A 13,002-nucleotide genomic window follows, 5' to 3' on the forward strand; every position below is an offset into this window, starting at 1 on the left:
ACTATGATAGAAATAACATTCTTCTGAAAATTTTTACGACCGAAAGATGAGGTGACACGATGATTCAAACAGGTTATCCAGCTAAACAAGATCTTTATAATCCGCGCGAGGAACATGATGCGTGTGGTATTGGCTTTGTGGCACAAATAGACGGTGTTTCGACTCATCAGATGATAAACGATTCAATTACGATTTTAAAACGGTTAGATCATAGAGGTGGCCGTGGTGCTGATGGTCATACAGGTGACGGCGCCGGCTTAATGCTTGAAATTCCTGATGAATTATATCGTCAACAATGGAATGAAATGTTACCTGAGAAAGGTAATTATGCGGTTGGGATGGTTTTCTTACCGCAGGATGATACGAAACGTGAAGCGATTAAAACGATGTTCAATAATGTCGTAGAAAATGAAGGTCATCATGTGATCGCTTGGCGTGATGTTCCGGTCGATTCGAGTGTTATTTCGGAAAGTGCAAGTCATAATCAACCTTATATAGAACAAATTTTTATTAGAAAGTCTGACGAAACGGGACGTGAAATTTACTTTGAGCGCGACTTGTATTTGATTCGTCGGATTATTGAAAAGCAAATTGAAGCAGATGAAACGGTACAAGACGGCCCCTTTTATATTGCGAGTTTATCCCCGCGGACGATTGTGTATAAAGGGATGCTTGCGCCAGAGCAACTTGAGACGTTTTATTTAGATTTGTCAGATGATCGTGCCAAGACATCGTTCGGTCTCGTGCACTCGCGTTATAGTACCAATACTTTCCCGTCGTGGGAGCGAGCGCATCCGAACCGTATGTTGATGCATAACGGTGAAATTAATACGATTACAGGTAATGTGAATTGGATGAAAGCGCGCGAAACGGCAGCAACATCGCATGTTTACCGCCAACGTCATAAAGATTTGCTACCTGTCATTGATGAATCATCGAGTGATAGTGGGATGCTCGATCAAGCGTTTGAATATTTCGTTATGAACGGCCGGTCACTTCCTGAAACAGCGATGATGATGGTGCCAGAAGCATGGGACTTAAACGATGATATGAGTGACCCTGAACGTGCATGCTATGAGTATTTAAGCTGTCTGATGGAACCTTGGGATGGTCCGACTGCAATTGCTTATACAGACGGTCGTCAAATTGGGGCGTCGATTGACCGTAATGGATTGCGTCCTGCGCGTTATTATATTACGGATGATAATCGAATCGTCTATTCTTCTGAAGTTGGCGTACTAGATATTGAGCCTGACCGCATTGTCGAAAAAGGTAAGCTCGGTCCAGGTCAAATGATTTTAATAGATTTAGAGAATCATACAGTGAGTTATAGTGATGAAGTGAAGCGTGAATTAGCGGAGAAACGTCCTTATCGCCAGTGGCTTAATGACTCATTAGTTCAATTGAGTGGTTTGCCGATGGGGCGCCAAGATGAAGAGGTCGATGAAACAGAATTGCTTCATTTCCAGTTGGCTAATGGTTATACGAAAGAAGAAATGATGAAAAACTTAATGCCTATGGTCACCGAAAAACGTGATCCGATTGGTTCGATGGGGAATGACACGCCGCTTGCTGTCTTATCCGAACAACCGCAACTATTATTTAATTATTTCAAACAATTATTTGCCCAAGTCACAAACCCACCGATCGATGCGATTCGTGAGAAACTAGTTACGTCGACTACATCTTATTTAGGGCCTAAACACAATGTGCTTGATGATGGTCCTGAGCATTGCAAGCGAATTCGCTTGTATACGCCGATTTTAAAGAAGGCTGAATTCGATGCGGTTATTCATAACTCCCGCAGTGACTTTCGATTTGAAAAAGTATCGATTTGTTATCCAGTTGAAAAAGGAGCTAAAGGATTAGAGCCTGCATTGGATCAATTATTTAAACGTGTCGAACGGGCGATTAATCAAGGTGTTTCCATGATTACGCTGTCCGATCGTGGTCAATCAGCTGAGCAAATCGCAATCCCGTCACTATTAGCAGTCAGTGGTTTGCATCATTATCTTGTTGAAAAAGGATTACGGACGAAAGCAAGTTTAATCGTTGAAACAGCTGAAGCTAGAGACGTCCACCAGTTTTCGACGTTAATCGGATTTGGTGCTGATATGATTTATCCGTATTTAGCGTATCGTTCGATCGAAAAGCTAATTGACGATCAGTATATCGATGATTTGTCGGTCCATGAAGCCTTTGACCGTTACCGTGATGCAGCGACATCAGGTATTGTGAAAGTGATGTCGAAAATGGGTATCGCGACCATTCAAAGTTATCGTGGTGCGCAAATTTTTGAAGCGATTGGTTTAAGCGAAGACGTGATGGAGAAGTATTTCCGTGGGTCAGCGTCGAAGCTAGGTGGCATCGATTTAGAGACAATCGCCGAAGAAAGCTTGACGCGTCATCGCATGGCGTATCCATTAACACGGAAAACACTGCCTTCGGGTGGTGCTATGCAGTGGCGTAGTGATGGTGAACATCATGCGTTCAACCCGAAAACGATTCATACTTTACAACACGCGGCTCGGATGAATGACGCGAAAAGCTATCAACAGTTTACTGAATTAATAGAGGAAGAAAAAGTAACGTTTTTACGTGACTTGATTGAAATTAATGATGACGATCGTGACGCAATTCCGCTAGAAGAAGTGGAACCAGTCGAACAGATTTTTAAACGGTTTAAAACTGGTGCTATGTCTTACGGCGCTTTAAGTCAAGAAGCTCATGAGATTTTAGCGATTGCGATGAACCGAATTGGTGGTCGAAGTAATAGTGGTGAAGGTGGCGAAGACCCGGATCGTTTTACACCTGATGAGAATGGTGATTTAAGACGTAGTGCGATTAAACAGATTGCTTCAGGTCGTTTTGGCGTGACGAGTTATTATTTAAGTAATGCGGATGAGCTGCAGATTAAGATGGCACAAGGCGCGAAGCCAGGTGAAGGGGGCCATTTGCCAGGTAAGAAAGTGCACCCTTGGATTGCAAATGTCCGTAAATCCACACCAGGTGTCGGTTTAATTTCACCACCGCCACACCATGATATTTATTCCATTGAAGACTTAGCGCAATTGATTTACGACCTGAAGAAATCAAATACGAATGCGCGAGTTAACGTGAAGCTCGTTTCGAAAACAGGTGTTGGAACGATTGCAGCAGGTGTCGCCAAAGGTAAAGCTGACGTCATCTTAATTAGTGGTTATGAAGGCGGTACAGGGGCTTCACCGAAAACAAGTATCCGTCATGCTGGTTTGCCGTGGGAGCTCGGTTTAGCGGAAGCGCATCAAACTCTAGTATTAAACAATTTACGTGAAAAAGTTCGTTTAGAAACGGACGGTAAATTAATGACAGGGAAAGATGTCGTGAAAGCTGCACTATTAGGTGCAGAAGAATATGGTTTTTCAACAGCACCTATGGTTGTACTCGGCTGTATTTTAATGCGAGCTTGTCATTTAGATACTTGTCCTGTTGGAATTGCGACACAAGATCCAGATTTGCGCAAGAAATTTAACGGGCAAGCAGATCATGTCGTTAATTATATGACCTTTATCGCTGAGGAAATGCGCGAAATCATGGCGCAACTGGGTATTCATTCACTAGATGAAATGATTGGTCGTACTGACTTATTGAAAGTTCATCCGCGTAAAGCGTCGCATCATAAAGCGAAACAGCTAGATTTAGATCCATTATTGCAACATTCAGATGATGCTTGGCTTAAACGGGAACGCCCTACGATTAGCCAGTATGATGAAGTGCATATTGATCAAACTGAAATTATCCCGAACGTTCGAGCAAGTCTTGATCATCAAGAACAAACGACTCTTGATTTACCAATCTCCAATACGGACCGAACAGTAGGAACAGAATTAGGTCACGAGGTAACAAAACGCTATGGTGAAGCGGGCTTACCAGATCATACGATCAATCTCAATTTCACAGGTTCAGCCGGTCAAAGTTTCGGAGCCTTTTTACCGAAAGGTATTACGATGAGCGTGACTGGTGACGCGAATGATTATGTTGGTAAAGGATTGTCAGGCGGTAAGATTGCCATTACGCCTCATAACCCACCTTCTGTTCATCGCATGGCCGAGACTATTATTGGTAACGTGACATTCTTTGGTGCAACAGGTGGCGAAGCCTATGTTAACGGGGCAGCAGGTGAGCGTTTTGCTGTCAGAAACAGTGGCGTTCACGCTGTTGTCGAAGGTGTTGGCGATAATGGTTGTGAGTATATGACAGGTGGCCGTGTCGCGATTTTAGGTGAGATTGGTAAGAACTTTGCGGCAGGTATGTCTGGTGGAATCGCTTATATTTGGAATTCAGATATGGAAGAGATTAAAGCGAAGTCCAATCATGAGATGGTCTTATTTGAAACAGTAGCTGAAGCGGAAGAACAAGACGAATTGAAAGTCATGCTTGAAAATCATCTCGCAATGACTGGAAGTAAGCGAGCGAAGTATTTACTAAATCACTGGGATGAAGTCGTTCAACAATTTGTTAAAGTCATTCCAGAAGAATATAAAGAAAAATTACGTCAAGAACGTGAAGAAGAAACCGATACAGTCGTGCAATAACGAGTGTGAGGAGGTGTTTTGATGAGTTATTTACGAGGATTTATGGAGTTTTCAAGACAAGATCAAGCAACCCGTGACCCAATTGAGCGAATTAAAGATTGGGAAGAATATACCATCCGATTAGACGAAGATGAATTGCAAAAACAAGGCGCGCGTTGTATGGATTGTGGAACGCCATTCTGCCATACAGGTGTTAGTTTTAATCAATCGGATATTGGTTGCCCGGTTAATAACTTCATCCCAGAATGGAATGAGTTAGTCAGTGAAGGTGACTGGCAGCATGCATTTGAACGTTTAAAAGAAACAAATAACTTTCCTGAATTTACAGGTCGTGTCTGCCCAGCTCCTTGTGAAGGATCATGTACATTAGCGATTAATGATGATCCAGTCGCAATTAAAACAATCGAGAATGAAATCATAGAACGTGGTTTCGAAAATGGTTGGGAACAAGCGAACCTGCCTGAAGTACGTACTGGCAAACATGTTGCGATTGTCGGTTCAGGTCCTGCAGGTTTAGCAGCGGCTGATCAATTGAATCAACAAGGGCATACGGTTACCGTTTATGAACGAGATGACCGTGCAGGTGGCTTGTTGATGTACGGCATCCCGAATATGAAATTGGATAAAGAAACAGTAGAGCGTCGTGTAGAATTACTTGAAGCTGAAGGCGTTACATTTGTTTGTAACACAGCAGTCGGTGAAGATATCACACGCGAGCAATTAAAAGCGGATTACGACGCGGTTATTCTATGCACTGGTTCGCAGCAACACCGTGACGTTCCAGCTGACAATCGTGACAGCCAAGGCATTCATTTCGCGATGGACTATTTAAAAGACTCAACAAAAGCATTAGAAACAGATCCAGATCAAGCGTCGATTCATGCTCGTGGTAAGAATGTCATCGTTATTGGCGGAGGTGACACAGGGGCGGACTGTGTGGCAACAGCTTTACGACAAGAATGTAACCGTGTTGTCCAGTTTGGTAAGCACCCTGCAAACCCTGATGAGCGTGAAGACGATAATCCATGGCCTTTATTCCCAATGACATTTAAGTTAAATTATGGTTACGAGGAATCAGTCGAGGCTTATGATGAAGACCCACGTCAGTATGAAATTTTAACGAAAGCGTTTGATATGGATGAAGCGGGAAATGTTAAATCGTTACGAACGGTTCGTGTGGAAAAGGTCGAAGAAAATGGTCGATTAGTCACGAAAGAACTTCCAGGAACAGAAGAAGTGTGGGAAGCCGATTTAGTCTTTGTGGCAATTGGATTTACAGGACCAGAACGTGAAGTGCTTGATCATTTCGGTTTAGAACTAGATGAGCGCGGTCGTATTTGGACTGTCGATGGCACTAATGATTACCGCACAAGTGACGAACATGTCTTTGCGGCAGGTGATGCGAGACGTGGCCAAAGCTTAGTGGTTTGGGCTATTCGAGAAGGTCGAGAAGTTGCCGAGCAAGTGGGTGACTATTTAACAGTGGAAAGTGAACAAATGACGAGCTGATAACCTAATTTAGGTTGTCAGCTTTTTTTATAAGTTACATTATAGATGATATCTCAATGTGATTGAGCAGAGGGAGTGTTAATCATTCAACACCTGACCTAAATGGTACGACTTGTTCGGTATTTGTGCTAAACTCAATTTGACAAGGGTATTATAATGATGAACATAGAAGGATAGTAATAAACGGAGGTGGAAAGCATGATAGACCAGCAGATTGGCTTTATTGGAAGTGGCAAGATGGCGCAATCGATTATGAACGGCATGATTCAGTATGGTGGAATCGCGCCCGAGCAAATACATGCGTCTGCAGTCACAGAAGAAACAATCGATCATGTGAAGGAAAAGTACCAAGTTGACATTAGTAATGATAACCGCCGTGTGGCGAGTGAGAGCGATATTTTATTCTTAGCAGTGAAGCCACATGTATATCCACATGTTATTGAAGAAATTCGTAAAGATATTAATCGGAATACCATTATTGTAACGATTGCGGTTGGTGTGCGGATGAAAGATATTGAACTGGCTTTTGGGAAGGAAACGAAAATTATACGTTCGATGCCAAATACGCCATCCCTCGTTGGTGAAGGCATGACTGTGTTTTGTGCAAATGAGCATGTGCTAGATGATGAAATTCAGTTGATTCATGATTTATTTTCACTATACGGTCGCTCAGATCAAGTAGAGGAAAAGATGATGGATGCCATTCCGGCGATTAGCGGTTCTTCGCCAGCTTATGGTTATATGTTTATCGAAGCATTAGCTGACGGCGCGGTCAAACAGGGCATTCCGCGTGAGGAAGCTTATCAATATGCGGCACAAGCCTTGTTAGGGGCCGCTAAGATGGTGCTTGATACAGATAAACATCCTGGTGAATTAAAGGATCAAGTCTGTACACCAGGTGGAACAACGATTAAAGCTGTAGACGCTCTCGAACAAAATGGCTTTCGAGCTGCAATTATACAAGCGATGGATAAATGTTCAGGGAAATAAGGCTTGCCCGAGTGGCAGGCTTTTTTTTACGCAAAAAAGCCGACAACTATATGTCGGCTTTTGAATTATTTGAGGGTTGTATAGACGACTAAGCGTTCTTCATGTTCTTCGATCGATTGATTGTATAAACCTGTACAAGTGACGAGATTGAGACTTCTTTCATTAGTTGGTCCGAAGACTTGTCTTAGTGGCGCCTTATCTTTCGGGTAAGATTTTAGTTGATCGACGACAAAGGTCAATGATTCACCTTTTTTATCCGTAATGATAATCTCATCGCCAGGATTCAGGTCTTCCAAGTCGAAAAATACGGCAGGACCTGTGTAGTCATCAACGTGGCCAGCTAACACAGCGTTCCCTGTTGATCCTGGTTGGCTTCCTGGTTCAAACCAAGCGACATCTTCGCCATTGTCAGGGACAATCATTTCATTATTGTCATCAAGCCCTGTTGCGTTAATAGAAGCATCGACGCCGATTGCAGGAATTTCGATGTGTGTAGGCGTAATCGGTTCGGGATAAACTTGCTTGTTTTCTTCGTTAATAGCTTCGGTTTGATCGAACGATGTGAGCTGTTTATGGAACGTGAGATCGTCAGCAGGTTTCACATAAGGTGTTGAATTAGTGGCGCTTTCATCCATAGAAGCAAAGATGAAAGTGGATCCCCCTGAAATCAGGAGGATCGCTAAGATAAATAAGATTCTGTTCGTTTTCATCGTTTACGCCTGGTAAGAATTCTTACGATTGATCGCGATGCCTGCTACAACAATCCCTGCTAGAACAGTACCTAGGCCGATCATGAACATGTTATTCATGTCAGATTGAGCGCCACCCATACCAGTTTGTGGCATTTCACTTGGCATCATCGTGTAGTCCGTTAAGACCCACGCTTCTAAACTGTCTGCTGTATTCACTGCGAAGACACTATAAACAGTGTTTTCTTCTAGTGTTGTACCAGACAGGTCAAGTACCTGTGTTCCATCTTCTGTACGAACTTCAAGGTCATAAGTGCCAGCTTCAAGCTCTTGGTAATCGGTAATTGCAGGGAAAGAAGCGCCACTGAATAACGCATCACCGTCTATTACACCCACATCAACCATTGGTGCATCTGGTGATAAGTGGCCTACGCGCACTTTACTCATCCCTTCTGACACGCTCATTGAATCACTTGCTACCTTTAAGCTCAAGTTATCTAACATACCGACAGCAGCGACTGTGTAAGCTTCGCCAGCTTCAATCGTTAAGGTTTGAGAAATAACCGGGTCACCTTCGCCGTTTGCTTCAGCTGGGTAAATCGCAACATCATGTTCTCCAGCTGGTAAGTTCATATAATCAGTAGCGTCTTTAAAAGCTGCACCTTCTACTGTTGCTTCTCCATTTACATAAACATTAACAGCTGGTGCATCTGGTGAAGCGTGTACGATGCGAACCATTGCGTCGCTTGAATCATGATTGTCGGCTAGAGCTCCTATCGCAAAGACCGACGACAACATCACAGCAGTTACCAATAAAATAAAAACTTTTTTCAAATTCATCCACTCCTCAGTGTATAGTATTTGTGTAACTTAATTAGACAATACCCCGATTATATTTTTCGAAACTCGAATGTTGAAAAAATCATAATTTTTTTAATAATTGAGTGTTTATATCAATCTTTCATCTCTTTGTTTCTGTAGATTTTGTATCAATTTTGTATAAATAAACTTGTTTTAATTAACTGTTGCAACTGTACTATTCAATGTAGTACACTTAATACACAGAGAAATGAGGTGATGATGTGCATATTATTTTAAACCCAACTAGTAATCAGCCGATCTATGAACAAATCATATATGAAGTAAAACGCCGAGTGTTACAGGGAGTTGTGGTTGCAGGTGATCAAGTACCTTCCGTTCGAGAAATGTCATCGCAATTAACGGTCAATCCCAATACAGTGAGTAAAGCGTATAAAGAATTAGAGCGTGAGGGAATTTTTGTGACTTATCGAGGTAAAGGAACGTTTATTGCGGAAGATGTATTAGAACTTGTGAAAGAAAAGGAAGTGGGACATTTGAAAGAACAAGCAGAGGCTTTGTTCGTAAAAGCCGTGCAAGCTGGTATGACTAAAGAGGAGCTAAAGCAGTGGATCGAAGAGTTTTTTAAAGAAGAAGGGAGAGAGTCTGATGATTAAAGTTAATAATGTGACCAAATCGCTTGATCGAACGCGTATATTAGATCAAGTTAATTTCCAAGTCCAACCAGGGACAATCACAGGCATTGTTGGTCGTAATGGAGCTGGGAAAACGACATTACTCCGAATGATATCAGGAATTATCCATGCTGATAAAGGTTCAATTTCAGTAGATGGTAAAAGTGTTTATCGTGAACCAGATATTAAGCAAAACATTGTATTTGTTCCTGATTCGACAGATGCCTTGAAAGCTTATTCTGTCAAAGAAATTGTGAAGTTTTACAAAACGGTTTATCCATCATTTGATGAAGACTATTATTACCAATTGCTCGATAAATTCAATTTCAAGAAGACAGGTAAAATTAAACAAATGTCGAAAGGGCAAAAAGCGTTATTTTCTCTAATTCTAGCGTTTGCGACTAATGCGCAGTACATACTGCTAGACGAACCGACAGATGGCTTAGATGTCATTATTAAGAAGGACATTCTTCAATTTATTGCTGAAGAAGTATCCAAGCAAGATGTCTCAGTCATTATTTCATCTCACCGTCTAGATGAACTTGAGAAAATGGCTGATCATATCGTCGTTCTTAAAGATGGAACGGTTGAATCAGAAGTGGAGATGGAAGAGTTAAAGCAACAATATAAGAAAGTACAAGTAGCCTATCATGATGCATTTCCAAGTGATATTCAAGAACATATGGATGTGTTGAGTCAATCAGGGCGTGTTGGCGTTGTGTTGATTAAAGAAAATGATGAGGAAAATGAAGCGGTATTACGACAGTATAATCCGATTTTATTTGAAGAGCTACCACTGACGCTTGAAGACGTGTTCGTGGCGAAATTAGGAGGTGACTTATATGTTTCCTAAAGCACTATGGATGAAAGAGTGGAAGCATAATGTGTTAATTAGTGTAAGTGTACTCATCGTATTTTTATTAAGTTATTTTTTGAATGCCGTGATGAGTTTGGACACATGGCGCACAATGGCTGAAGAAAATCCGACTTTTTGGGAGCAAAATAAGGTTAATGAAATAAATGGTTTATTTTCACCAGATGTATTCGGTGTGATAGCTATTGGTCTTGTGATCTTGCTTGCTGGCTTCTTAATCGGCTTGGAAAAAAGTACGAAACGTCATGATTTTTCGATGGCATTGCCTTTTTCGCGTCAGCAAATGTTTGCAACGAAGTACGTATTCGGGATGTTATCCATTGTATTAAGTTTTACCATATCATTTTTGCTAGCGGTATTGGTCATCTCACAATCAGAGTTTAGTTCCTTATTATCGAATGTTGATTTATGGGAAGTCTTTATCATGCCTTTAGCGGCATACGCGTTTATTTTTGCCTTTTCAATGATGATTGGATCGATCACAGGTGAAATCAAATCGCAAATTGCCTTAACATTTATTTTCTTGTTCTTACCGCAAGGCTTATTTATGTTAATTAGTCAACTCGTTTATATTCATGGGGGTCAATTAAATTCAGGTAATTTTGAACCAGTGGTGACGGACATATTTTGGTTTATGTATTTATCCCCGTATATGTATGATCAATTGTCAGTCTGGACACCGATTGTAGCTTTAATTATCGCATCGGTAGCTGGTTTGCTATTGTTTATTAAAGCGCCATCAGAATATACAGGTGATTTTATTACGTATCGTTCGTTGCATCCGATTTTCTTAGTCGGCATTCCGCTTTGTAGTGTGTTGTTAGGTGGCATGCTTGTTTCATCTATTGCACCTTATAATTCAGGGATGACGATTGCTCTAATCTTATATTGGATTGGTGCTGCGATTTTCCTATTCTTTTCATGGAAAATCACGAAACGATTGCTTAATAGAGCTTAAACATAAACAAGACCCTCTAGCCTGAGCTAGAGGGTCTTATTCATTCAAATGAATCTTTATTCCTTAGTTTGATAATCCGGTAGATGTGACTGACGATTACTTTAATAACCGCGTAAGTTGGTACGGCGATGATCATCGCTAAGATACCACCAAATCTACCGGCAAACAGCAACAGGAATATAATCGTAATCGGATGGACTTGTAATTTTTTACCCATAACTTGGGGTGAAATAAGATTACTTTCAATCTGTTGAATGACGACTACTATGATGATGACAAGTAGTGCCTGAAACGGCGATTCGAGTAAACCAACAACCACACCTGGAAGCGTCCCAATCCATGGGCCGATAAATGGAATGAAGTTCGTTAAAAGCGCTACAACGGCTAAAATTAGCGAGAATCGTAAGTCGATAATCGTGTAACCGATATAAACGAGCACACCGACAAAGCAACTAACGATAATTTGCCCTTGAATATAAGAACTAAGGGCTGAATCCATGTCATCTAAAATTTCCACTGCTTCATCTTTATAACGCTTAGGTAAGAAACCAATGATTCGACGTGGTAGGAGTTCACCATCTTTTAGTAAGTAAAATAAAATGAACGGTACCACAATGATTGTAATTAAAACGTTCGCAATGAGACCAAGATACTCTGTGATTTGTGAAGCGATCTGCGAAAGAATTTGATCTAAGTTACTTTCTAAATTGTTAAAGAAATTCGTGATCGCATCTTCTTCAGGTGAAATGCGTGAGAACCAATCGCTTGCTTGTATATTGAGTAACATTTGGTTGGCATCATCAATTAAATCAGGAAGCGAGTTGGCTAAGTTGTTAAATTGTCGTTCTAATTCTGGAGCGATCAGCATAATCAGCCCTGTCACAATTCCAATACCGGTTAAAAAAACGATTAATACAGACAATGGCCGCGGTATGTATTTCGATGCGAAATCGACGAGTGGCCGAATTAAATAATAGAGAATACCCGCAATAATAATAGGAATAAATAATGTTTGAAATAAAACAAAAATCGGTTCGAAAATGAATCTTACTTTTGTTGATAGGAAGACAATGAGTAAGATTATAATCAGTCCGTATCCGATACGAAACCATTTCCCGTTTGGCATAATCATGTCACCTTCTTTATCACTAATTCATACTATTAACATAGCAATTATTTCCCATTATATCGTAGTTTAAAACAGTTTATAAGATTTTTATATAAAAATTTTGTCAAATCGCTTTAATTTTTCTGAAAAATAGTGCATAATTATAATACACAGAATTTTCAAAAATTATTCTGAGTGGGGGTGGTGGCGGTGCAATCGGTAAAAATGTTAAAGCCTTATTATGTCAAACGAGATGAGACTTATTTAAGGATTATTTTAGCGTTTCAGTATTTTTCGATTGAACATCATGGCAAGACTTATCATTTTATTCCCTTAGAAGCACGTGAAATTATTATCGATCGACGTAGCGAACAGATTGTCAATACAGATGATCAATTTGTGTTTCAACATGGTAAGGAATACATGACGTTACCACTATATCAATTAATGGCATTTGAACAGTTTGAAACATATGTGAACGAGCTCATCAAACGATTAAATTCAGCTGCTTGCGAAGTATCGGAAGAAGAGTTATTGGCTGTAATTACAACACTAGAGCATGAAAATTACATGCGATTAATTGATCAAGCCTTAGAAAATCGAGACGAAGAGATGTTTAACGCATTAATAAAGTATTATAAGTAACGAAAAGGGATGGCGAGGTCGCCATCCCATTATTTTGGTTTATGTTTTAAAAATTGCTGAATGTCTTCTTTTTCAATGCCGTGTGCTTTAGCCATTTTGATCAGCTCAATCCATTCTTGATCAAGATAACGTAACGAAGTTGGTGCTGCTTGCCTCATTTTC

The 13,002-nt window shown here is 40.7% G+C and carries 11 protein-coding genes; 7 read left to right on the forward strand and 4 right to left on the reverse strand.

The features are described from left to right. Positions 1 to 59: 59 nt before the first annotated feature. The 3 genes from gltB (at position 60) to proC (ending at position 7,073) form a co-directional block, all read left to right on the forward strand. Entirely contained in the window at positions 60 to 4,574 is a 4,515-nt protein-coding gene (gltB, locus tag FHR85_RS09105; RefSeq protein ID WP_167262575.1) for a glutamate synthase large subunit, read from the forward strand. A gap of 21 nt (positions 4,575 to 4,595) precedes the next feature. Beyond that, positions 4,596 to 6,083 (forward strand): glutamate synthase subunit beta, encoded by a 1,488-nt coding sequence (locus tag FHR85_RS09110; protein WP_167262576.1) that lies wholly within the window; start codon positions 4,596 to 4,598, stop codon positions 6,081 to 6,083. Positions 6,084 to 6,281: 198 nt separating this feature from the next. After that, positions 6,282 to 7,073, forward strand: a complete 792-nt coding sequence (proC, locus tag FHR85_RS09115; RefSeq protein ID WP_208379650.1) for a pyrroline-5-carboxylate reductase — start codon at positions 6,282 to 6,284, stop codon at positions 7,071 to 7,073. Between the two features lie 65 nt (positions 7,074 to 7,138). On the opposite strand, the gene FHR85_RS09120 is transcribed toward proC, so the two are convergent. Together FHR85_RS09120 and FHR85_RS09125 are read right to left on the reverse strand one after the other, a co-directional pair. Further along, positions 7,139 to 7,783 (reverse strand): class F sortase, encoded by a 645-nt coding sequence (locus tag FHR85_RS09120; protein ID WP_167262577.1) that lies wholly within the window; start codon positions 7,781 to 7,783, stop codon positions 7,139 to 7,141. A 3-nt stretch (positions 7,784 to 7,786) separates the two neighbouring features. After that, positions 7,787 to 8,596, reverse strand: a complete 810-nt coding sequence (locus FHR85_RS09125; RefSeq protein ID WP_167262578.1) for a DUF4397 domain-containing protein — start codon at positions 8,594 to 8,596, stop codon at positions 7,787 to 7,789. Between the two features lie 248 nt (positions 8,597 to 8,844). On the opposite strand from FHR85_RS09125, the gene FHR85_RS09130 reads away from it, so the two are divergent. From FHR85_RS09130 to FHR85_RS09140, 3 genes are read left to right on the forward strand one after another with little or no spacing between them, the layout of a single operon-like run. Beyond that, entirely contained in the window at positions 8,845 to 9,237 is a 393-nt protein-coding gene (locus FHR85_RS09130; protein ID WP_167262579.1) for a GntR family transcriptional regulator, read from the forward strand. Beyond that, a complete protein-coding gene (locus tag FHR85_RS09135; protein ID WP_167262580.1) occupies positions 9,230 to 10,108 on the forward strand; it encodes an ABC transporter ATP-binding protein in 879 nt (292 codons plus the stop codon). The genes FHR85_RS09130 and FHR85_RS09135 overlap by 8 nt, the downstream gene beginning before the upstream one ends. Continuing rightward, positions 10,098 to 11,087 (forward strand): ABC transporter permease subunit, encoded by a 990-nt coding sequence (locus FHR85_RS09140; RefSeq protein ID WP_167262581.1) that lies wholly within the window; start codon positions 10,098 to 10,100, stop codon positions 11,085 to 11,087. Before FHR85_RS09135 ends, FHR85_RS09140 begins: the two co-directional genes overlap by 11 nt. A gap of 40 nt (positions 11,088 to 11,127) precedes the next feature. Here the strand turns inward: FHR85_RS09140 and FHR85_RS09145 are convergent, their stop codons facing one another. Beyond that, positions 11,128 to 12,213, reverse strand: a complete 1,086-nt coding sequence (locus FHR85_RS09145; RefSeq protein WP_167262582.1) for an AI-2E family transporter — start codon at positions 12,211 to 12,213, stop codon at positions 11,128 to 11,130. Positions 12,214 to 12,405: 192 nt separating this feature from the next. Here FHR85_RS09145 and FHR85_RS14575 point away from each other — a divergent pair, with 192 nt between their 5' ends. Further along, positions 12,406 to 12,840 (forward strand): IDEAL domain-containing protein, encoded by a 435-nt coding sequence (locus FHR85_RS14575; protein ID WP_167262583.1) that lies wholly within the window; start codon positions 12,406 to 12,408, stop codon positions 12,838 to 12,840. A 29-nt stretch (positions 12,841 to 12,869) separates the two neighbouring features. Here FHR85_RS14575 and FHR85_RS09155 read toward each other — a convergent pair whose 3' ends face one another. Continuing rightward, positions 12,870 to 12,998 carry an anti-repressor SinI family protein gene (locus FHR85_RS09155; protein WP_167262584.1) on the reverse strand — a complete coding sequence of 43 codons (129 nt, stop codon included), beginning with the start codon at positions 12,996 to 12,998 and terminating at the stop codon, positions 12,870 to 12,872. Positions 12,999 to 13,002: the final 4 nt, after the last annotated feature.

This window comes from Alkalibacillus almallahensis, from assembly GCF_011761495.1.
Taxonomy (GTDB): Bacteria; Bacillota; Bacilli; order Bacillales; family Alkalibacillaceae; genus Alkalibacillus; species Alkalibacillus almallahensis.